18 protein-coding genes and 3 pseudogenes are annotated in these 21,239 nt (G+C 54.1%); 16 read left to right on the forward strand and 5 right to left on the reverse strand.

Annotated features, from left to right (window positions below; genetic code table 11):
- Positions 1-223: 223 nt before the first annotated feature.
- The 13 genes from ACA069_RS07205 (at position 224) to ACA069_RS07265 (ending at position 11,766) form a co-directional block, all read left to right on the forward strand.
- Positions 224-1,386, forward strand: a protein-coding gene (locus tag ACA069_RS07205) for an IS3 family transposase (protein ID WP_497616863.1) whose coding sequence is annotated in 2 segments (ribosomal slippage) — positions 224-479 and positions 479-1,386 — 1,164 coding nt in all. Because the reading frame shifts where the segments join, the coding sequence is not laid out codon by codon here.
- Between the two features lie 875 nt (positions 1,387-2,261).
- A complete protein-coding gene (locus tag ACA069_RS07210; protein ID WP_497618203.1) occupies positions 2,262-3,158 on the forward strand; it encodes a sigma 54-interacting transcriptional regulator in 897 nt (298 codons plus the stop codon).
- Between the two features lie 498 nt (positions 3,159-3,656).
- The gene (locus ACA069_RS07215) at positions 3,657-3,857 is read left to right on the forward strand and encodes a type III secretion system major pilin HrpA (protein ID WP_497616864.1); all 201 of its coding nucleotides are present in this window, start codon (positions 3,657-3,659) and stop codon (positions 3,855-3,857) included.
- 294 nt (positions 3,858-4,151) lie between these two features.
- A complete protein-coding gene (gene sctI / locus ACA069_RS07220) occupies positions 4,152-4,508 on the forward strand; it encodes a type III secretion system inner rod subunit SctI (RefSeq protein ID WP_497616866.1) in 357 nt (118 codons plus the stop codon).
- Between the two features lie 9 nt (positions 4,509-4,517).
- Complete coding sequence (sctJ, locus tag ACA069_RS07225; RefSeq protein WP_497616868.1) at positions 4,518-5,294, forward strand: type III secretion system inner membrane ring lipoprotein SctJ; 777 nt, start codon at positions 4,518-4,520, stop codon at positions 5,292-5,294.
- Positions 5,291-5,875 (forward strand): hypothetical protein, encoded by a 585-nt coding sequence (locus ACA069_RS07230; protein WP_497616870.1) that lies wholly within the window; start codon positions 5,291-5,293, stop codon positions 5,873-5,875. The genes sctJ and ACA069_RS07230 overlap by 4 nt, the downstream gene beginning before the upstream one ends.
- Positions 5,876-5,885: 10 nt before the next feature.
- Positions 5,886-6,482 (forward strand): type III secretion system stator protein SctL, encoded by a 597-nt coding sequence (sctL, locus tag ACA069_RS07235; RefSeq protein WP_497616871.1) that lies wholly within the window; start codon positions 5,886-5,888, stop codon positions 6,480-6,482.
- 72 nt (positions 6,483-6,554) lie between these two features.
- A complete protein-coding gene (locus ACA069_RS07240) occupies positions 6,555-6,776 on the forward strand; it encodes a serine kinase (RefSeq protein ID WP_497616872.1) in 222 nt (73 codons plus the stop codon).
- Positions 6,763-7,173, forward strand: a complete 411-nt coding sequence (locus tag ACA069_RS07245) for a type III secretion system chaperone (protein WP_497616873.1) — start codon at positions 6,763-6,765, stop codon at positions 7,171-7,173. The genes ACA069_RS07240 and ACA069_RS07245 overlap by 14 nt, the downstream gene beginning before the upstream one ends.
- Positions 7,166-9,178: a type III secretion system outer membrane ring subunit SctC gene (sctC, locus tag ACA069_RS07250; RefSeq protein ID WP_497616874.1), complete on the forward strand. Its 2,013-nt coding sequence runs from the start codon at positions 7,166-7,168 to the stop codon at positions 9,176-9,178. Before ACA069_RS07245 ends, sctC begins: the two co-directional genes overlap by 8 nt.
- Positions 9,179-9,790: 612 nt before the next feature.
- Positions 9,791-10,177 carry a negative regulator of hrp expression HrpV gene (locus ACA069_RS07255; protein WP_497616875.1) on the forward strand — a complete coding sequence of 129 codons (387 nt, stop codon included), beginning with the start codon at positions 9,791-9,793 and terminating at the stop codon, positions 10,175-10,177.
- A gap of 534 nt (positions 10,178-10,711) precedes the next feature.
- Complete coding sequence (locus ACA069_RS07260; RefSeq protein ID WP_497616876.1) at positions 10,712-10,978, forward strand: hypothetical protein; 267 nt, start codon at positions 10,712-10,714, stop codon at positions 10,976-10,978.
- Between the two features lie 311 nt (positions 10,979-11,289).
- A complete protein-coding gene (locus tag ACA069_RS07265; RefSeq protein ID WP_497616877.1) occupies positions 11,290-11,766 on the forward strand; it encodes a hypothetical protein in 477 nt (158 codons plus the stop codon).
- Between the two features lie 356 nt (positions 11,767-12,122).
- Here the strand turns inward: ACA069_RS07265 and tnpC (ACA069_RS07270) are convergent.
- Positions 12,123-13,627, reverse strand: a pseudogene (tnpC, locus tag ACA069_RS07270) (IS66 family transposase).
- 109 nt (positions 13,628-13,736) lie between these two features.
- Between tnpC (ACA069_RS07270) and ACA069_RS07275 the strand changes: the two are divergent.
- Positions 13,737-14,824, forward strand: a protein-coding gene (locus ACA069_RS07275; protein ID WP_497616878.1) for an IS3 family transposase whose coding sequence is annotated in 2 segments (ribosomal slippage) — positions 13,737-13,989 and positions 13,989-14,824 — 1,089 coding nt in all. Because the reading frame shifts where the segments join, the coding sequence is not laid out codon by codon here.
- 653 nt (positions 14,825-15,477) lie between these two features.
- Here the strand turns inward: ACA069_RS07275 and ACA069_RS07280 are convergent.
- The 3 genes and pseudogenes from ACA069_RS07280 to ACA069_RS07290 form a co-directional block, all read right to left on the reverse strand.
- Entirely contained in the window at positions 15,478-15,978 is a 501-nt protein-coding gene (locus ACA069_RS07280) for a carboxymuconolactone decarboxylase family protein (RefSeq protein ID WP_497616880.1), read from the reverse strand.
- 242 nt (positions 15,979-16,220) lie between these two features.
- Positions 16,221-17,359, reverse strand: a protein-coding gene (locus tag ACA069_RS07285; protein ID WP_497618205.1) for an IS3 family transposase whose coding sequence is annotated in 2 segments (ribosomal slippage) — positions 16,221-17,095 and positions 17,095-17,359 — 1,140 coding nt in all. Because the reading frame shifts where the segments join, the coding sequence is not laid out codon by codon here.
- 304 nt (positions 17,360-17,663) lie between these two features.
- Positions 17,664-17,870 (reverse strand): annotated as a pseudogene (locus ACA069_RS07290) (IS110 family transposase); the annotation flags it as partial.
- 60 nt (positions 17,871-17,930) lie between these two features.
- Between ACA069_RS07290 and ACA069_RS07295 the strand changes: the two are divergent.
- On the forward strand, positions 17,931-19,307 hold the full coding sequence (locus ACA069_RS07295; RefSeq protein ID WP_497616881.1) for an IS30 family transposase: 1,377 nt from the start codon (positions 17,931-17,933) through the stop codon (positions 19,305-19,307).
- Positions 19,308-19,336: 29 nt separating this feature from the next.
- Positions 19,337-20,865: pseudogene (tnpC, locus tag ACA069_RS07300) on the forward strand (IS66 family transposase).
- Here tnpC (ACA069_RS07300) and tnpB read toward each other — a convergent pair.
- Positions 20,828-21,169 (reverse strand): IS66 family insertion sequence element accessory protein TnpB, encoded by a 342-nt coding sequence (gene tnpB / locus ACA069_RS07305; protein ID WP_497616883.1) that lies wholly within the window; start codon positions 21,167-21,169, stop codon positions 20,828-20,830. The pseudogene tnpC (ACA069_RS07300) and the gene tnpB sit on opposite strands and share 38 nt — an antisense overlap.
- Positions 21,170-21,239: the final 70 nt, after the last annotated feature.

Genomic DNA, 21,239 nt, shown 5'->3' on the forward strand with positions numbered 1-21,239 from the left:
GTTGTTGTCTCACTTGAAGGCGGCGGCACGGACTGAAAGCCGCCAAACCCATGACATGGGTTGTACTTTGGTGGACTGGCAGGGAAGGAGGGTTCCATCAGGCTGTACCATTTTTCCTGCGCCCAGAGGCAGGCGCTGTCACCCAGTCAGAGTTGATTGTGTAGTGGTCTAATGAAACCGGACACCCATTTAGGCGAGAATGCTCGCCAGATAGAGGTGTCTGATGACCAAACAACGTCGTTCTTTTTCCACTGAATTCAAACGCGAGGCCGCAGGCCTCGTGCTCGATCAAGGCTATAGCCATATCGAAGCCAGCCGCTCGCTTGGTGTGGTTGAGTCCGCGTTGCGCCGCTGGGTTAATCAGCTTCAGCAGGAGCGCACCGGCGCTACTCCGCAGAGTAAAGCGCTGACGCCAGAGCAGCAGAAAATCCAGGAGTTGGAAGCTCGAATCGCTCGACTTGAGCGGGAGAAATCCATTTTAAAAAAGGCTACCGCGCTCTTGATGTCGGAAGAGCACGAGCGCACGCGCTGATTGATCAACTGAGCCCCCAAGAGCCGGTTGATTGGCTTTGCGCAGTCTTTGATGTCACTCGTTCGTGTTACTACGCCCACCGTCTCAGGCGCCGAACTCCAGACGTTGAGCGGCTTCGCTTGCGCAGCCGGGTTAACGAACTGTTTACGCAAAGTCGAAGCGCCGCCGGTAGCCGCAGCATCGTGTCGATGATGCAGGAAGACGGCGAGCAAATTGGGCGGTTCAAGGTGCGAGGCCTGATGCGGGAACTGGAGTTGGTCAGCAAACAATCTGGATCACATGCCTACAAACAAGCGACGGTTGAGCGGCCTGACATTCCGAACATATTGAATCGAGAGTTTGATGTGCCGGCGCCGAATCAGGTTTGGTGTGGCGACATCACCTACATCTGGGCTCAAGGGAAATGGCATTACCTGGCTGTGGTTATGGATCTTTACGCGCGCCGAGTGGTGGGCGGGGCGCTGTCGAACAAGCCGGATGCGGATCTGGTCATCAAGGCATTGGACATGGCTTACGAGCAGCGTGGCAAGCCTCAAGGGCTTTTGTTTCACTCGGATCAGGGCTCGCAATATGGTGGTCGCCAGTTTCGCCAACGGCTCTGGCGTTACCGCATGCGCCAAAGCATGAGCCGTCGTGGAAACTGCTGGGATAACGCGCCGATGGAGCGTGTGTTTCGCAGTTTGAAAACTGAATGGATACCGAATGTGGGCTACATGACAGCTCAAGAGGCGCACCGCGACATCAGTCATTACCTGATGCATAGGTACAACTGGATTAGACCGCACCAATTCAACAACGGACTGGCCCCAGCTCAGGCCGAGAAAAAACTTAACGTCGTGTCCGGGATTAGTTGACCACTACAAGCGATGATTAAAATTTACCGGGTCGAAGGGTATTGTTATGCGGGCTGGAAGCTTTATATTTTTGGGGCAAATCCTAAATACATAAAAATATTTTTGAAGAAGGGTGATCTTGTGGTTGTAATTTTTTCTGTTGGTTGTTTTTATGCTTTCATGTTGGCATGGGCTCTATGTGGGCTAAAGCTATAGCTGTTTTTACATGGTGACGTGGTTGTTGATTAATCAATGGTGGGCGTTGGGCGATTTTATTGATGTCTTGTTGGTGTTGTGGTGTTGTGGTGTCGTGGTGTTGAGGAGGAATCGTAGTGAGCTATTCAGTTGGGCTGCTGACATACTAATGACTGCCCTCAGAAAGCAATTATTGGGCCAGTCTTTTCAGTGGGGTTCGCTACTTAAGCGGGTTTTTATCACTTGAGATCATGTTGATGAACTTTGCCGTATTAAAGGAAGGCTAGTTATGGAAGGTTCTTGCTCGCGGGTGCTTCATCGACAAGAAGAACTGACTGGCCAGGCTCCAGTTTAAGGAGAAGGACCTGTTACTCGAGCACTGTTGTAGAGGGGGATTTCACTCATCGCGTTCCGTGAGTGATTTACCGCTGCTGCGGAGGGCTTTCGTTGTCCCACGATATGCGTGAAAACAAGAGCGGAATTTTCCGTAGGTGGTGTCGCTTGGATTCGACGTGGTGCAGGGAGGGGCCTTTGGGGCGCTAACTCTGGAAATATCAGCATCGCCAAAGCAAGGAAGGATTTGGCGCATTGCATCAAGGAAGTAACCCCAATGGAAGTAATCATCATCGCGAGGTGGCAAGATGACTTGGGGTCGTTCAGACAACCACTCCCCAAAGCTAGGGCGCGAAGTTCTCGACATTATGGGCACGTTGCAAGCGTTTATCAGAAAGGCTGCTCCACTCAAAGTTGACATGGTGCTGGAAGGGGAAACTGGTACCGGTAAAGATACCTTGGTACGACGTATCCACGAGTTGTCCTGTCGCGAGGGGCCGCTCATAGCGCTGAACTGCGCGGCGGTTCCTGAGCAGTTGGCTGAGAGTGAGTTGTTCGGGGTTATAGCGGGCGCCTATACTGGCGCCTCGAAGTCACGGGCGGGCTACATTGAGGCTTCAAACCACGGTACTCTGTACCTCGACGAAATCGACAGCATGCCATTGCTGCTTCAGGCCAAGCTGCTGCGGGTTCTGGAAGAGCGCGGCATCGAACGCCTCGGCTCTACACGCTTTGTGCCCCTGGATCTGAGAGTCATTGTTGCCACTCAGACACCACTGGAGAAATTGGTGGAAGAGGGCAGGTTTCGCCGCGACCTGTTCTTTCGCCTAAATGTAATCAAGATTCAGATACCCACATTGAGTTCGAGGTTGCAGCATATCCAGCCACTTTTTCAGCAGTTCGTTCTCGAGTCCGCAGAGCGTCATAGTCAGCCTGTCCCAGAGCCAGACTCCCACCTGCTCAAATGCCTTCTGAGTCATCGCTGGCCGGGTAACATTCGTGAGCTCAAGTGCGCCGCTGAACGTTTTGTGCTGGGTATGCCCGTCTTACAGAGCGCCGAAGATGTTGCCAATGCCGAAGGTCTTTCCAGGAGTGAAGGCGTAGTGCCACTGAAGAGCTATCTTCGGTTGTTCGAGAAAACCCTGATCCAGGATTGCCTGGCGCGTCATGGCAAGTGCATTGACTCGGTGGTAAGTGAGTTGGGTATCCCGCGCCGTACCCTGTATCACCGCATGAAAATTCTGAGCATTCATCCACATGCCTGAACAATTTGGCGCCTGGTGGACAGTTGATCAGCGCTTTTGCGGCGGACTAAGCCGAGGTGCGTTTGACCAGATGCTCAAGTACTTGCACGTCGGGATCAATGAGCGGGGGTAGATCGATCTCGCCACCCAGACGATCCGCTCTACGGTACGTTCAACCCGAGCTTTTTCTGGCGCTGGAGGAGGCGGGTGGCTTAGGGAGCCGCTAGAGCATGTGCTGGGCCGCGGTCGCGGCGGCTCGACGACCGGGATTCATGCTCTGTGTTTCGAGCGAATTTCTCTGTATTTCAACTTGTCAAGTGGACAGGTCGGAGAGAGCTTTGGTGCGACGGTGTCACTGATTTGCAACAGTGGGGGCGATATTAGTTGTCGTACGAGGCCTCACGGGTTGGACTGAATGTATTTTTCCATCCATGGAACTGCCTCTGAGAATCGACCACTCATTGTAAGAGTAATCACTTGAGTGCTCATACAATTTATGATTATTAAGGGGTAATAACTATGTCTATGGCACTTAGTGCTTCGATCGCAGCGCAGCAGATGATGGAAGCTACTTCAGCGGCAACCACGATGATGAATGCCAAAGCTCAATCTACAAAGATGACGACTGACACAATTAACGGTATTGCCAGTGCCTATATGGACTCTGCTAGCAAGGCACAGAACTCCGCCACGCAGACTGGTAAGTCGATCCAATATTAAGTAAAGGGGTTTATGGTCCTCTTGATCTTAATCAGGAGGGCTGTGACTTGAGTAATCAGAGCAAGGAATTCCAGCAGCCTTTCGATATGATCAGGGTGAAGTCATGGGTAGTACTCATGGTCGCTTTCGGGAGGGGCTAATACGGGTAGAACTTCCTCGAGGGCGCTACGTGAAGTGCTTCAATAGCCAATTTCTGGATTAGTGCAGGTAGCGTGCTGTCCGTGCTGGTGCAACAAGTGCCGTTAGCTGTTGAGTCTGAATGCAAACTTTTACCCCATTAGCAGGAGAGCCGGAATGGTAGTTACAGGAGTTACAGGTAACCTGTCGGTTCCATCCGACACGGAAGGGCGTGCGGTGAAGCCGCCTGCGGAAGCAGACATCGCCTGGTTTAATGTGCAGATGCAGCGGAGCTTGCCTCCTCCGGTCCAAAATGAGGGGCAGATCTCGCCGCTTTCCCAAGCTTCGGCGGCCTCGCTGAAGAGCTCCGAGCGTGCCGACCGTGATCTTCAGCGGGCGGCGAGCTCGCTTGATCCGCAGCAGATCTTGCAAGCCAACCGTTCATTGTCTTCGTTCTATCTCGAGAGCCTACTGAGCGCCAAACTGGTGAGCAAGGCGGTTCAGAGCGTGGAAAAACTCACCAGTCTTCAATAAGGCGAACCCATGCTGTTCAAGGTACTCAGATCACTCGTGACGACCTTGACGATTCTGCTGTTGGCGGGCTGTGGCGACCAGATGGAACTGTATCGCGATTTGCTGGAGCAGGACGCCAACGAAGTGCTGGCCGAGTTGGCCAGTAAACATATTGATGCGCAAAAACGCCAGGATAAAAATGGTGTTGCGGTGCTGGTGGCGACACCTGACATCTCTCGTGCGGTGCGGGTGCTGGAGACCTTGGGCTTGCCTCATCGATCGAGATCAAGCTTGGGTGAAGTGTTTCGCAAGGACGGAGTAATTTCCTCGCCCTTGGAGGAGCGCGCCCGATACCTCTATGCATTGTCCCAGGAGTTGGAGCAAACCCTGTCGCAGATCGACAACGTGGTAGTGGCTCGGGTGCACGTGGTGCTACCGGAGCGAATCGCCCCCGGCGAACCGGTACAGCCAGCTTCGGCTGCGGTATTCATCAAGCACCGCATAGAGCTGGATCCAGACGTCGTGCTACCGCGCATTCGCCGTATGGTGGCCAGCAGCATTCCCGGCATCAGCAGCGCCGATGATAAAAAACTCGCCGTGGTTTTTGTGTTGGCTCAAGGCTATCAAGAAACGGTGGAGCAGGTGGGTATTCACCCTTTTCTCAAGTTCTGGCATGTTCTGGCAATCGTGTGTGCTGGGGCCATTTTACTACTGGTCAGTGGCTTGCTAGTGATTAACCCGACGTGGCGCCAATGTCTGTTCAAAGGCGTTGGCCGCACTAAGCCTACATCGTCCGATCCTGCATGAGCCAGCTAACAGTATCTGATGAACAGTCTTTAGTCTGGGTGCGCTGGTGGGTGCAGGGTGCGCGGCAGGCTGACGCCAGCTGGCGGCTGGACGAGGCAGGTGTCAGTTCTGAGCTGCTGGCCTTGCTATCGGGCTATGGCTATACGGGTGACGACCAGCTGCTGGGGACGATCTCAACCTGGCCGGCACCGCCAAATATCAACCTGTTGCCCTTGCTGACCCTGAGCGATGCAGGCTGGTCGCGGGTGTTGACCCTGGCTGTGGCTATCTGTGCTGGCAGCCAGCTACTGACCCTGACTGGGCTCGTCCCGGTGGATATGAAATGGTGCCGACGCTTGGGCAAGGCGCTCCAGCCGGGGTGTTGGTTGCCGGACCAATGGCGGCAGGGTAGCCCGCTCATTCAGGGCCTGCGCCTATTGCGGGCATGGGTGGGCGACTTGGTGTGGCAGCGTCTGCGCCTGCGCTTTATCCGTGACGCCATTGAAGAAGCCGAATGTTTTGTCTTCAAGGATCTGCCTGCCTTGCGTCTGACAGCGCTATGGCAGGCGGTCACCTGGTACGCTTTCACTTCCCTCCCATAAGGATTGCCCCATGTTATCCCGACGCAGCCTGATCCTGAGCAATCCCCAGATGTTGTGTGGTGGCCCCGTGCTACGCCGTGAAAATCTGGAGAATAGTCTGCTGGCGGAACAGGTGTTGGAGGCTGCTCGGGTCGAAGCCGAGGCAATGTTAGCCCGAGCCCGGCAGGAGGCTAAGCGTATGGGGGAGGAGGCCCAGGCCGAGGCGCGGGCTGAAGTCTGGCGTCAGGCTGATGCATTGCTCGACGACTGGCAGCAGCAACGTCAGCAGATGTGGGAGCATATTACTACCACTGCCGAAAACCTTGTGGGTCAGGCCTTGCAGAAGTTGGAGGGAGAGCAGCCCGATAGCGCAAGGGTTCGTGTCGTGCTGCACCACCTGATGGCCGCCCGGCCTGGGGAGCCGGCGGGCATGTTGTATGCTCACCCGGACTGGCTGGAAAGTATCACCTTTCAGTTGCAGGAGGCACAAGCACGCTGGACGGTGCGCGCAGATCCACAGTTAGCTCCAGACAGTTTGTGCCTACACACGGAGCTGGGTGACTTCAGCCTCAGTTGGAGCCGCTTGGTCATAGCGCTGTGGCCGCAGCCAGACAGCGAGGCAGTTTGATCGGCTAAAGCCATGGAACCAATCTCTGGCGGCTGCCACTCAGTGCATAGTTTCCGTACTTGGGGTATCACCATGCTTTCTTCCGACGCACTGCGCCGCCGCCTTGACAATAACTTCGAGCGTACGCAAAACGGTTTAGATACTGCGGCCTTAGACATGGACGCGTTTTCCCCGGATGACATGCATGCTTTCAACTCGGCCATACGCCAGTCATCCACCGCCAGCTGGGCAGCGAATCAGGAAATTGTGGTCAAACACAATCTGGCGAAGGCCATCCTCAATGAAATCCGCTGAACTGGCGGTCGCCATACAAGGCTGGTTGGACAGCGGCGACAGCGAACTCAAGCTGCTGATCGGCCGGGCTCCGGTGCGCTTGCAGCGGCGTACGGCTGGGGTGCTGTGTATCGCCACGCTCAGTGTCGCCTGGGGTGGCGATGACCTCGACCTAGAGACCGCCTTGCACTTGTCCGGTCCCAGTTGTCACTACTTTAGTGGCGCTTTGGCTCTGGATCCAGTAATGCATCGGCTGTGTTTGATGCATTACCTAAAGTTCGATGTTGTCACCGCAATTATCCTCGCTCTCGAAGCCTTGATTAATCAATGGGATGTATGGGAAGAGCTGATTAAGTCTAATGCCGATCCATCCTATCGTCTGAATCGTCCTCAGCCCTTGGGAAACTCCTATGTTTAAACGACTATGCGAGTTTTCCGTGTTAGCGATGCTGTCCTGGCCAACGTTGGCGGCAATGCCCGAAGAGTGGCGTCAGTCGGCCTATGCTTATGAGGCCACACAAGCCCCTCTGAGCATTGTGCTCACGGACTTCACCAACGCTTATGGCCTGGGTTTGAGTATGAGCAGCGTCAGCGGTGTAGTGGACGTTAAACTACGGGCCGCCAACGCTCAGGAATTCCTTGATCGACTAGCCTTGGAACACCAGTTTCAGTGGTTCGTCTACAGCGACAAGTTATATATCAGTGCGCAATCTGAGCAACTTTCGCAGCGCCTGAAGGTTTCGACCGATGCGGTGCCGGACCTGAAACAGGCGCTGACAGACATAGGGCTGCTAGACAAGCGTTTCGGTTGGGGCGAGCTGCCCGATGAGGGTGTGGTACTGGTCAGGGGGCCGGCCCGTTATATCGAGTTGATCCGCAGTTTCACCAAAGAGATGGATAAGCCTGAGGAACAGCAACAGGTGATGATTTTTCCGTTGCGCTACGCGTCAGTGGCTGACCGCGAGATTAATTACCGTGGGCAGAGTATGAGCATCCCCGGCGTGTTGACTATTCTCGAAGGGCTATTGGAGAACCGGCAGAATGTGCCCCCTCCCGCTAACGATCCCAATGCCAACATAGAAAGTCTACAAGACATGGGCGACAGCGCCCGAACAAGGCTTTTCAATCACGTCAGTGAACGGGACACTAACCGTGACGAGGCCAAGGTCGCGACCAAGGTAGCGGAGCGGCGCCGGGTCGCGGCTGACGTGCGAAACAACGCCGTGTTGATCTATGACAACCTGGACAAGCACGCGGTATATCAGCAGATGGTGGCGCAACTAGATCTGCCGAGCAAACTGGTGGAAATCGACGCGATCATTCTTGATATCGATCGCACTGAGCTGTCGAACCTTGAATCGCGCTGGTCGGCCCAGGCAGGAGGCGTCAGCTTTGGTAGCTCGTTGCTCACCGGTGGTTCCTCAACATTGTTCATCCGCGATTTCGGTCGTTTCTTCGCCGATATCCAGGCCCTTGAAGGGCAGGGCATGGCTTCGGTGATAGCCCGACCGTCAGTGTTGACCTTAGAGAACCAACCCGCGGTGATCGACTTCAGTCGCACCCAATACATAACTGTCTCCGGCGAGCGAGTTGCCAACATCCAGCCGGTTACCGCCGGCACAAGCCTTCAAGTGATCCCGCGGACCATCCCGGGCGGGCTGCACAACCGCTTCCATCTGATCGTTGATATCGAGGACGGCCAGCTTGAACAAGCCCTCTTTCAGCAGACCCCGACGGTCAGGCGCGGTACCGTCAGCACCCAGGCAGTGATCAGTGAAAATCGCTCCTTGGTGATTGGCGGATTTCATGTCGACCAGCGCGGCGACCAGAAAAATCAGGTACCGGTGCTCGGGCAATTACCGCTGATCGGTTGGCTGTTTTCCTCGACCAAACGCGAGGTGTCGCGGCGCGAACGCTTATTCATCCTTACGCCCCGCTTGCTTGGAGATGATATTGAGCAGGTGCGCGATGTTGCCAACGAAAATCCCGTGAAACTGGAGCGCGCTATGACTTCCGGTCGGCAATCGGGAGGCGCATCAGTGTTGCGGGCGAATATCAGTACAGTGTTCGCCGAATTGGTTCAGGGGCGTACCCCTAATGATGTTCAAATGAGATCATCTGGCGCAGCGTTGCGTGAACTATGTAAAGTTGACAATTCCTTTGTGCTGGATAGTAAGCAGATGCAGTGGTTTAGTGGTACTGATTTTACGGTGGCGGTTGGCGTGGTAAAGAACGTCAGCGTTAGGCCGCAGCGCTTTAACCCGGTATCCTGCTCAGGATCACAGACATTAGCTGTAACGGCTACCTCCGCGCTCCCGTTGCAACCTGGTGAGTCAACTCAGATTTTCGTAGCGTTGCAGTCGCCGGCTGCTTCTTTGCAATCTGTAGCTCCAGCGCGAGTATTAATGTTACCTTCATATTAGCGGAAAACAGGAAGCGGCAGCGACAATGTGAAGTCATTAGTTTTAATGTAATCTCGCCTGGAGAATTCCTGAAAAAGACCTTGGTCGCCGGTGTAACTACCCTCAACTTCCGCCGGCTGCTGGAGCGTCATGAGTTGAACGACGGCATCATGAATTGATACTGTCCCAAGGTGCGGTGGTCGATCCGGCGATCATTCATGCCCCGAGTTTATCCGGGAGTAAGGACATAAAGGCATCCCCAAAATGTATAAGATGAAGAAAAGTAATATGTGTTTTTTTGGATAAAATCGCACATTGGCGTTAATGCTGAGTCGAGTCAGGTTCATATCCGGGTTGGCATGGCGGTGAATGCGGCAGACCGTCCCTAGAAAATAAGCTCTGCTACTAGCCGGGGCCGTTTAAGATCCAGTAAGGAAGGTGATTAAATGAGATTGCGCAACGTAAGTATTACAGTAATGAGTCTGCTTTCGTTGAGTGCTTGCACTTTACCTTTTAAAGATTCTTGTGATTCAGCTGCTTGTCAGAAGTTCCTAGCCCAAAAAGTTCAAATGGCTGTCTGGTGGTCTCCAGCATTGCGTGACGGAGAGAATGAGTATAGTACGGTAACGATCGATGAGTGAAACGATTTTGCAGAGCAAAAATCGGGAGGCGTTCCTTGCCTTTGTCGATGAAAAGCGTGCTTGTACGTGGCAATGGGCTCTGGGCATTGAATTCATTTGCAGTAAGCAGAGCTTGGGCTGGGAACTCACCCTAAATATACAGCGTCAGACACAACGGCCAGATCTATTTGCCGAGACGCTGAAACGTCGTTTTGAAGGCGTCGAGCTATACGAGCATTGCTTTATATGCCTGAATAGTCAGCTTACTTTTGTGATTTGGCATGAACTGCATAATGAGCATCAGCGCGAACAAGTAAGCGAGTTGATTTACCTGCTCTTGTCCTTGTCAGGCCAGAGTGTTGATGGTAATAATCATTCCGCGCGGAGATATTTACGATGATTTTTCCATTCGGGTTGTCCGTCTGTACTCTGCTTATAATTTCTTACGAGCGAGCGTATCCGTGCTCGTAACCTGCATTGTTGTGGGTTCAAATTAACTGCGTTCAGACTTGCGTTGGGGGCGTCTGTTAGTAATCAATTTATGCTGCGTTACATTAGATGGGGTACTGTGTGACGAGTTATGAAAAATTCATCCATAGTTCCCTCTGCCTCAGAAGGGCTATCCCTTTATCGTGGCATCTCTGGGGTGCAGTTCCGCGGCAACAATGCTTCAAATTCTCTCCCGACTCAGCTTGCGGCAAACGCTCCAGCTTGTGATATGGGTTCCCTGCGGTGCTTGAGTATTACCTTTTGTACGGATCTAAGAAAATGATTAATCTTGGCGTGGTCATATTCAGCTTTTTTTAAGCATTTTAGCGGGGTCGAAATTTTTTACGTTTGCTCGATGCAACTATGGAACTGTTTTTTTTATTTTGCCACTCATATAACTGAGGCAGTACTTACTGTTTCAACATTTGATTTTTAGGGGTTAATTATGTTTCCGCTATTGGCTGTAGCCGCTCTCCCAATAATTGGTCAGGCTTTGAGTTCTATTTTTACTCCTGCTCCAGACATGACTGAAATCAATAAACTAAATGAGGAAACTAGTAAGGCCATGGAACAAACTAACAAGAGCTTAGTCGATTTTGGAAGCGCAATGAAAGACCTGAGTGCTGTGAGCTTGAGTATGTCAGATCCTATGGGTGAGTCTTTTCGCCAGCCTATGCAGCACGTTCCTACGCCTTCATTATGGAAAGTATAGGTGCGTATACCCTTTGATATGGGATGGGACCTGGCACCATTGTATTTTCTCACGCGCTGGTTGGGCTGTGCGGCATAGTCGCACTTGGAAAAGACACCTGTTGCGGGAGAATATTGCTTCAGAAAATCGATTCACCATATTGTGAGATTGACGCCGCGTAATCTTAAAAAAAAACGGTTTTAGCCCCAGTTCTTGATAAAAATGGTAATTTTAGTGGTGCTCGACTTCACTAATTTTATTTCGTCAAGGAACCGTTTTCGGCTAAAGCACCACATCAATATGTAACATGTAAACAATAAGTGGGTATCGTTATGGCTATTATGAATTCAAGTGATGCAGCCAAATATACTAGCATGAATTTCAAATCGTTTGATACGGATAACAATGGCTGGGTTAGTATGGAAGAGCTGCGTAAAAAGGCAGATCAACCTGGGTCCACTTTTTCCGGCAAAAAAGACTCGCTCGCCGCACAAGCTTTACTTAATGATTCGGATATTTTGTATGAGGCAGATAAGACTGATGTTTTTCAATCCAGAGATGGGGAATTTACTCAGGCGAGCCTAAAGAAGGCTGGCGATAGGAATGCCGGAGTCGATTTTTCAAATAATACAAGTTTAAATCCGAATGATTTTGGTGGTGTGGGTCAGTCGAAGCGAAGTCAGCATGGAGGAAATGGAAGTGGTGCAGAAAATTCGGATAACCCTATGAACAATATGATGGACATGATTAAAGACATGATGAAGAGCCTTATGGATATGATGTCATCATTATTTAACAAGCCTGCTTAAGGGTTCGGATTGAAGGTTTGAACTTGATCTGACAGTTGCTGGCTTCTCTGGCAGTGACTGTTAGATCAAACGCTTTCAGCCACGCTTATTCGTCATATCGGTAATGTTGCAAGTACCACGCCGCGTGAGGCGATACATTGAGTCTGCGCCTGATGGTCAAGTATGCCGCGGTTACGGCTTGGCAGGTACGATAGGTTTGGCCTGCTTCGATTTGGCTGATTTGCTCTAGAAAACTGTAAGAAACTTGGCGAAGGAACACCAGAAACATTCGATTTCCTGGGAGGGTACGCATTTCTGCGATCAAATCAGGAACGGTAAACGGCGAAACCAGCGTATGCGATCCATGAAGCACCCGTTTACCGTGACATTTCCGGTGAGCAGTTCCACGGCAGCAATGCTTCATAGTCGGTTACTGACTGCACATGCGGCAGTCGCTCCAGTACGTGGCGCTGCCACGTATAGGGCTCTTTGCCGTTGACCTTCGCGGTTTCGACCGGGCTGTAGATCTGGGCGCTGGCAGTCGCGCCTTTGGGCGTATCGCTGAACAGCCATGCCTTGCGCCCGATCACAAACGGTTTAATTGCACGCTCTGCCGGGTTGTTGTTGATCGGTAAAAAGCCGGCCTCCACGTAACGCTCCAGCCGGCTCCAGTTGCTGGCCAGATAGTTAACGGCCTTGCCAAGCACACTTTGCGGCGTCACCTGAAGCTGTGTTTTATCCATCCAGCTTTTCAACTGAGCCAGGATCGGCAGGCTCTTTTCATGACGCTCAATAAAACGCTGTTCATCGCTGACATCCTTGAGTTCGCGCTCAATGCCGTACAGCTTGTTGATCATCGCCAGCGCGATATCGGCACGTCCCGTCTTGCACTTGGGCTGCACTTTTTGAGCATCGACGAACTTGCGCCGGGCATGGGCCATACACACCAGACGCTCCACGCCCGGTTGTAACGCCAACGCGTTATATCCCGCGTAATCGTCGGTCATGACATAGCCGCGATAACTTTCCAGCAGGCGCAACGGCACATCCTGCGCACGGCTGGAGGTGTAGTCGAACAGCACGACTTTTCGATCCGGCGGCCCGCTGGCCTGTACCCACATCCAGGATTGGCTAGTCGGGTCTCGATCCGGTTCTTTAAGTACCTGGATGCGGGTTTCATCACAGTGAATGACGGGGCTTTCCAGCAACCGGTCGCGCATCAAATTCAACAGCGGCTGGAGGTGCTCGCCGCACTGGATGACCCAGCGTGCCAAGGTCTGGCGTGGAATATCGATGCCATGCCGGCTGAGTACCGTCTCGAAGCGGTGCAGCGGTAGGCCGTCGACATACTTGGTGGTCAGCAGCATCGCCAGCACGCTCGGGCTGGCCATGCTCTTCTCGATCAACTGAGCGGGTTTGTCAGCGGTGACCGGAGCCGTTTCACAACCGCGGCAACCGTAGACTTTGCGGATGTGTTTGATCACCCGGATCTGCATCGGCACGATGTCCAGCTGATCGCTGGTTTCTTCATTGATCACATGCTTGCGGCAACCACAGGCACAGGTCAGTTCGTGTTCAGGCAGTTTGTGGATGACTTCAATACGCGGCAGATCAGCCGACAGTGGCTTGCGCTTGCCACGGCGCGGAACTGGAGCAACGACTTTTCCTCATCGGCATCGCCGACGACGGGCATTGGTTCGCTTTCGGGTTCGTTGAACAAGGCCAGTTGCGGCGTGTTGGGCTCGACTGTTTGCTCGGATTTACGACCGAACAAACGGTCGCGTAACAACTTGATCTGTTCTTTCAGGTCGACAATATGCGTTTCGTAAGCCTGACCCACTTCCTGCTGGCGAGCGAGCGCGTCGAACGCATCAAGCAGCATTTGCTTGAGAAGTTCTGGGTCATCAGGAAGGTGTTCAGGGGTAATCCCCCCTGAAATCAGTGCTCGTCAGAAGTAGAATTTTCTCCTAATCGGATCAAGGAAATTTTGCGTGAAGACATCACGTTTTTCAGACAGCCAAATCATCGCCATCCTCAAGCAAGCCGAAGCCGGTAGTCCGGCCCCCGAGCTGTGTCGCGAGCACGGCATCAGCACGGCCACCTTTTACAAGTGGCGCACCAAGTTCGGCGGCATGGATGCATCATTAATGGCTCGGTTGCGCGAGCTTGAGGAGGAAAACCGCCGGCTCAAGAAGATGTACGCTGAGGAGCGTCTCAAGGCTGAAATCATCCAGGAGGCGATGGCAAAAAAGTGGTGAAGCCATCTCGACGACGAGAGATGGCGCGCCAAGCCGTTCATTCAGGTCGAATCAACATCAAACTGGCCTGTGCAGTCTTCGGCGTCAGCGTCGCCTGTTATCGTTACCAGCCACGGTTGTCGTCTGAAAACGCCCTGATTGCTGACCTGCTGATTCGGCTGACGCACAACCAGCGCAACTGGGGTTTTGGCTTGTGCTTCTTGTATTTGCGCAGCGTGAAAGGCCATCGTTGGAACCACAAGCGGGTGTATCGGATTTACCGCGAACTGGAACTGAACCTGCGGATCAAGCCGCGCAAGCGGATCGTGCGCGAGAAACCGGAGCCGTTGGCGGTACCAGTGACGATCAACCAGTGCTGGTCAATGGACTTCATGCATGACCAATTGTCCGACGGACGCAGCTTTCGGATATTCAACGTGATCGATGACTTCAATCGCGAAGCGCTGAGCATGGAAATCGATCTGTCGTTACCAGCGGAACGTGTAGTACGTGCTCTGGATCAGGTGATCGAGTGGCGTGGTAAACCGCAGGCCATCCGCAGCGATAACGGCCCGGAGTACATCAGCACCAAGCTGACACTGTGGGCCGAAAAGCAGGGGATTCGATTGGAATACATTCAGCCAGGAAACCCGCAGCAGAATGCTTACGTCGAGCGCTACAACCGAACCGTACGGTATGACTGGTTGGGACATTACTTGTTTGAATCGATAGCCGAAGTTCAGGACTACGGCACGAACTGGATTTGGACGTACAATCACGAACGGCCGAATATGGCCCTTGGAGGTATCACCCCCAAACAGAAGTTGGCCCTCGCGGCTTGAACTCTACTTCTGACAAGTACTGAAAATGGGGGGATTACCGATGCACTCGGCTTTGGAACGGGCTGCCAAGGACGTTGAGTGGCAACCTCTTATTTCGACCTCTCAGCAGAAGGCCACTGACGCCTGTTAGCTCAGGTTGAAATCGAGACAGGCCGAGCCTAAGAAATTGAGCTTCACTTGACTATCAGCACCGACAAATCTAGTTCAATGACCCGACCACCGTTTCGGGCTAATTCGACTCGCTGCGCATGAGTTAGATATTTACCAATCTGATAAGCAATGCCGTGTTGTATGGCGACCTGGAAAAGCCTGTCCAGGTGACTCTGGCCCGTGAAGCCCTGAGTGTCTGCTTCACGGTCAGGAGCTTCGGCGAGCCCATCCATGACCGCAAATTACCCTTTGTTTTTGATCCGAAGGCGCGGTATTCGACCTATACGGAAGACAGTAAGTAGAAATCTGCCGGGCTGGGTCTTGGCCTTTTCATTGCGGCGGAGATCGTCAATGGGCCCGACAGAAACATCGAGGTAGTGTCGACGCTTGAGTGGTCTCAGTGCCTTAGGAACTTAGCATTCGCCCGCAAATTCAGAATCCGCGGATTCCGATAGCCGTTGTTAGCTGAGCTCATCAATATCTTGTCGCCAACGGTGGCGTTGTCAGCCCCTGATTTTTTCCAAGGTCACAACAATGCGCTCAGCCGCCTTTTGGTCACCGTGGCGTTTGAGGTGGCTAGCCACTTGGTTCAACTGCTGCGCCGTGAGGCCAACATTCATGCCGATCTTCAGGTGCGACTCCAACTGCGACGCTAACCCTGGCATCGCGACAAGTGCCCCGACTGTGGCCAGTTCACGAGTAGCCCAATCGAAGTTGTCTCCAGCGAAGATATCGCCGAACAGGTGAAGCTTCAGAAACTGGTCAATCGCAGGGGCGAACCCAAACAACGGTCCTGAGACCGGTGCATCCACCAGACGGGTTTGATTGTCTGTGCCCAGGTCGAGCAAAGCGTGCCCCGACGGCACGGGGCCTGGTTCGCATCTCGGCTCGTCTTGAACTCCGCGTGCTTCGCGCTCTTGCAAAACGCTCATCAGCAGCGACAGTGAATTGAGGCTGCGCGGGAACCCGGCGTACGCATATCCAAAGTCGAACGCTCTATTCAACCCCCTCTCTAGTGTCGGGCCAGTAATTTTGTGCGGCGCCTTCACCTGTGCTTATCTATCGGTTTAATCGCTCTTATAGTCTGCGTTTTAGCGTCGCTGTGTTTTGTCGAGCTTATGATGCGGTTTAGACGAAGGCATCTGCAAAGAAATTGTTCTCTACTAACCCTAGCTTTTCAATAAAATCGCGGCGAGCGGAGTCCACAACTGGACTTGCCCCTACAAAACCGGACACCAACTCCCTGTTAAATTAATGCTGCCGCCAAGCGCCTGAACTCCCTCGGTGAGCGATAGTTCAATGCGCTGTGCGGATGCTGCTCGTTGTAGTGCTCGAAGGCAATTGCCAGGTTACGCAACGCCGTTTCTCGATCTGGCTTGGGCATGTGCGCCACGTAATCTCGCTTAATCGTCTTCACGAAGCTCTCGGCCATGCCGTTGCTCTGCGGGCTGCGTACCGGGGTGGTCACCGGCTGCAAGCCGATCTGTCGAGCAAACAGGCGTGTCTGTTCGGCGGTGTACGCCGAACCGTTGTCGCTTAGCCATTGAAGTGGCGTGGTGGGCAGTTGATCACCAAAACGCTTCTCCACGCTTTCCAGCATCAAGTCGCGGATATCATCGCCGCTGTACCCGGTCGGGCTTGCCACCCAGCCGATGGCTTCGCGATCACAGCAATCGAGGGCGAAGGTCACGCTCAGTTTGGCGCCGTCCTCGCAGCGGAACTCAAAGCCGTCCGAGCACCAACGCGTATCGCTGGTTTTCACCGCAATACGGCCTTCGTGCCGACGCGGCACGCCGGGCTGTTTGATCCGGCGTTCAAGCAAAAGGTTGTGGTCACGCATCACCCGGCAAACCCGTTTCACGTTGACCGCCGGCAGCGAGCGCTTTTCACGTGCACGACGCAGTAGTCCCCAGACGCGACGGTATCCATAGCTGGGCAGTTCGCTGACCTCTTGCTGGATTTCAGCGACCAGCTCTACATCGTTCACAGGCCTGCTTCGCCGCACTTTGAGCGATACCGATTGCTTGATTCGAACCGTTAATTGCGAGCGCGCTACACCGAGACATTTACTGACCAGCTTCACTGGTCGTCCCCCGGCAACAAGGGTGAGTGCGCAATCCATTTTCGCGACCGGGCGATCTCCACGGCCTCTTTGAGGATTTCGGCTTCCATCGTTTTTTTGCCCAGCATCCGTTGCAGTTCACGGATCTGCTTGAGCGCATCGCTCAGCTCGGAGGCAGGCACCACGGCTTCGCCAGCACTGACCGCCGACAGGCTGCCGTCCTGGTACAGCTTGCGCCACAGGAACAGCTGGTTGGCATTGATGCCGTTGCGCCGAGCGACGACCGACACACTTTGTCCTGGCTCAAGGCTCTCGCGAACCATGGCCAGCTTTTGCTCTGGGCTCCAGGGGCGCCGCCGCTCCTGGCCCAAATCTATGGTCACCCCATTTTTTGCAATACTGATTAACGGGTGAAGTGGTTGGTTTGCTTAAATCTATCCGGCGTCTATTGGGGCAAGCCCCGCGCCACGATGAGAGTCGCGCCTGGCGATCCTAAAAAGCTCCTCGGCTTCAAAAGCCGATTTGGGCGACAGGTTCTTCGCCAGGCCGGTTGGCCGTTCACGTCATCTGTTGTTCAGCTATCGCAAAACCTGAAAGGTGAATCGTGGTACTGCAGCAACCGCAGGGTCAGGCAGCCATGGTGCTTGGTGCTGCTTCATATTCGGTATGGTTGGCCGCTATTGCCCAGGCGATCCGCGCCAGTTTGTTGACCAGCGCGCAGGCCACCACATTGGAGTGACGTCGCGTCAGCAACAAGCGCACCCAGTCAGCCAAGGGGCCCTTCTGGTGTTCCAGTCGCTGCATGTAAACCCTGGAACACTGAACCAACGGCGGATTCAACCGGTCGTCGCAACACCTTTGATCGAGGTGTTTATGGGACGACCTGCAGGCTGGATGCAGAAGCTGACGGGGCGAGGAGCGATGCGTTCGCCAGGTGCGCCGTCACTTCGCAGTGAGATCGAGCGGCTCTTTTGGAAACAGATCGCTACCGGTATCACAAGCGAAAAGGCAGCAGAGGCCGTTGGCGTTTCATCAGCGGTAGGCACACGCTGGTTCCGTCATCGGGGCGGGATGCCATTATTCATGTCAAACCACATATCAGGACGGTACTTATCGTTCGCAGAGCGAGAAGAGATTGGGCTGCTTCGGGCGCAAAGTGTTGGTGTGCGTGAGATTGCCCGGCGCCTTGGACGAAGCCCATCGACAGTTTCACGGGAGCTGACACGTAATGCTGCAACTCGTTGCGGTCGGCTTGAGTATCGAGCTTCAGTCGCGCAATGGAAGGCAGAACTGGTTGCCAAGAGGCCGAAACCAGCGAAACTGGTGGCTAATTCGCGACTGCGTCACTACGTGCAAGACCGTCTGGAGGGCAAGGTTCACGACGCTGATGGCCGTGAGATTGCTGGGCCTCGACAAGCTCCGTTCAAAGGTCGAAATAAACCACATCGCAGTGACCGTAAATGGGTCAGTGGCTGGTCGCCCGAACAGATTACCAACCGGCTACAGATCGATTTTCCAGACGATGAATCCATGCGCATCTCTCACGAATCCATATATCAGGCCCTCTACATTCAGGGTCGAGGGGCTCTCAAGCGCGAACTCGTGAGCTGTCTGCGCACAGGGAGAGCATTGCGCGTGCCGAGAGCTAGGGCGCAGGCTAAAGCGTGGGCACATGTCAGCGAGGACGTCATGATCTCCAGTCGCCCTGCCGAGGTGGAAGACCGGGCTGTACCAGGGCATTGGGAGGGCGACCTGATCATCGGTCTGAACCGTTCTGCGATTGGAACGCTGGTCGAGCGCTCAACTCGATTCACCATGCTCGTCCATCTGCCTCGCGAGGAAGGTTATGGGCTAATTCCCCGGACGAAGAACGGCCCGGCGCTTGCCGGCTACGGGGCTGTAACCATGGCCAACGCACTGAAGAAGACGGTGACTGATCTGCCCGTCGAACTTTGGCGATCTTTGACTTGGGATCGTGGGAAGGAGCTATCGGATCACGTTCGATTTACCATCGAGTCCGGAGTGAAGGTCTTCTTTGCTGACCCTCATAGTCCATGGCAGCGCGGCACGAACGAGAATACGAACGGTCTTCTGCGCCAATACTTCCCGAAGGGTACCGACCTGTCTCGCTGGAGTGCCCAAGAGATCCAAGCCGTAGCTCATGCGCTGAACACAAGGCCACGAAAAACACTCGGCTGGAAAACACCTGCCGAAGCGCTGAACAAGTATCTAAAATCAATTCAACAATCCAGTGTTGCGACGACCGGTTGAATCCGCCACTTTTTCAGTAAAATTCACGGATGCCTATCGCCGACGAAATCGCCGCCCTCAACCTTGATCCCGCACTGCGGGAGCAGATCATGGCCGCGCTTTCACAGAGGGCGGATGTCGATAAGTTACGTGCCCAGGCTCAACACGACGCCTTGAAAATCCAGGCATTGACCCTTGAATTGGCGCACTACAAGCGCATCCGGTTTGGGGGCAGAAACGAGGCGTTGTCACCCGAACAGCGTGACCTTTTTCAAGAAACGGCCGATGCCGACTGCGCTGCCATTGAGGTTGAGGTTGACGCGCTCGTACCTGAACAGCGAGCACGGCGCTCTCGTGCCGGTCGTCAGCCGCTGCCAGAACATCTGTCCCGTATCGAACATCGCCACGATCCCGAGGCATGTCATTGCCCCGAGTGCGGCGGTGAATGGGTCAAAGTAGGCGAAGATATCACCGAGCAATTGGATGTCGAGCCTGCAAAGTTCTTTGTACATCGTCATGTCCGCAGCAAGTACGCCTGCCGACCCTGTGAACGTATTGTTTCAGCAGACGTTGCGCCGGCCATCATCGACGGCGGCATGGCGGCTGCCGGACTGATTACCTGGGTGTTGATCAGTAAATATCTCGATCATCTTCCGCTGTATCGTCTTGAACAGATTGCCAACCGCGCCGGTGTGACCCTGGCACGCTCAACCTTGGCCGACTGGGTGGGCCGATATGGATTTGCCTTGCAACCGCTGGCTGATCGATTGGCCGAACTGTTGCGCCAACGCCTGATCCTGCATGCCGACGAAACACCGGTACAGCAACTTGACCCTGGCAAGGGCAAAACCAAACGAGCCTATTTGTGGGTCTATCGCAGCAACGACCTGGGTCCTGGGGCGGGCATCACGGTATTTGATTACCAGGCCGGGCGCAGTGGCGCGCACGCACGAGCTTTTCTGGATGACTGGAAAGGCCACTTGGTGGTTGACGATTACGCGGGTTACAAGGCGTTGTTTACTCAGGGCGTTACCGAAGTGGGCTGTATGGCACATGCACGTCGCAAGTTTTTTGAATTACATGCGGCGAATCAAAGTGCGGTAGCGGCAGAGGCTTTGCAGCGGATCGCTGAACTGTACGAAATCGAATCACGGGGCCGAACACTGACCTGTGAAGCACGCCAACAACTGCGCACCGGCGAAGCAGTGGTCAAGTTGCAGGCACTGCATCAATGGCTGCTATCAACCCGCCCAGGTGTGGCGAACGGCAGCGGCTTGGCCAAGGCAATGGACTACAGCCTCAAGCGCTGGGTGGCGTTGTCACGCTATGCCGGCAGCGGTGATTTACCCATTGATAACAACGCGGTGGAGAACGTCATCAGGCCGATAGCCGTTGGTAAGAAGAACTGGTTGTTTACGGGTTCTGAAAGGGCCGGTCGCCGCGCTGCCGCGATTCAGAGTTTACTGGCAACGGCGAAACTCAATGGGCTGTAACCCCGTCGGCCTGGCTGCGCGATACGCTGGAAAAGCTCCCGACGTGGCCTAACAGCCGGATTGATGAGTTGCTGCCGCGGGGGTGAGAGGTGGTTTGCAAGGTGGCTGGGCTGGACGCTTACGGACAATCGCCTCGTCGGTGGCATCGGGCGATGTTTTGAATCGCTCAGATTCAAGGCGCTTGAGCCAAAGGCAGAAGCCGTTGCGCTCCCAGTACAAAATCTTCACGCGGTTGCGCGGTTTGTTGAGGAAGACGAAGAGCACCGGGTCAAACACGGCGACCTTGATGTCCAGCTCGACCAGCGCAGCCAGGACATCAATGGATTTTCGGAAGTCGACGGGCTTGGGGTACAGATACACTTTTTCGACTTTTGCGTCGGGTCGCATCATGGCGGATGGGCTCCAGAAAGGAATCGGGAGCACAGCATCCGGGATCAATTGGCGGCTTTGAATGTGGGGT

Source organism: Pseudomonas sp. LBUM1652 (genome assembly GCF_059716105.1).

Bases quoted from the DNA above. Each gene is read 5' to 3' on its own strand.
- ACA069_RS07210 (WP_497618203.1), top strand. From the start codon at position 2,262: ATGGGCACGTTGCAAGCGTTTATCAGAAAGGCTGCTCCACTCAAAGTT.
- ACA069_RS07215 (WP_497616864.1), top strand. From the start codon at position 3,657: ATGTCTATGGCACTTAGTGCTTCGATCGCAGCGCAGCAGATGATGGAA.
- sctI (WP_497616866.1), top strand. From the start codon at position 4,152: ATGGTAGTTACAGGAGTTACAGGTAACCTGTCGGTTCCATCCGACACG.
- sctJ (WP_497616868.1), top strand. From the start codon at position 4,518: ATGCTGTTCAAGGTACTCAGATCACTCGTGACGACCTTGACGATTCTG.
- ACA069_RS07230 (WP_497616870.1), top strand. From the start codon at position 5,291: ATGAGCCAGCTAACAGTATCTGATGAACAGTCTTTAGTCTGGGTGCGC.
- sctL (WP_497616871.1), top strand. From the start codon at position 5,886: ATGTTATCCCGACGCAGCCTGATCCTGAGCAATCCCCAGATGTTGTGT.
- ACA069_RS07240 (WP_497616872.1), top strand. From the start codon at position 6,555: ATGCTTTCTTCCGACGCACTGCGCCGCCGCCTTGACAATAACTTCGAG.
- ACA069_RS07245 (WP_497616873.1), top strand. From the start codon at position 6,763: ATGAAATCCGCTGAACTGGCGGTCGCCATACAAGGCTGGTTGGACAGC.
- sctC (WP_497616874.1), top strand. From the start codon at position 7,166: ATGTTTAAACGACTATGCGAGTTTTCCGTGTTAGCGATGCTGTCCTGG.
- ACA069_RS07255 (WP_497616875.1), top strand. From the start codon at position 9,791: ATGAGTGAAACGATTTTGCAGAGCAAAAATCGGGAGGCGTTCCTTGCC.
- ACA069_RS07260 (WP_497616876.1), top strand. From the start codon at position 10,712: ATGTTTCCGCTATTGGCTGTAGCCGCTCTCCCAATAATTGGTCAGGCT.
- ACA069_RS07265 (WP_497616877.1), top strand. From the start codon at position 11,290: ATGGCTATTATGAATTCAAGTGATGCAGCCAAATATACTAGCATGAAT.
- ACA069_RS07295 (WP_497616881.1), top strand. From the start codon at position 17,931: ATGCAGAAGCTGACGGGGCGAGGAGCGATGCGTTCGCCAGGTGCGCCG.
- tnpB (WP_497616883.1), bottom strand. From the start codon at position 21,169: ATGATGCGACCCGACGCAAAAGTCGAAAAAGTGTATCTGTACCCCAAG.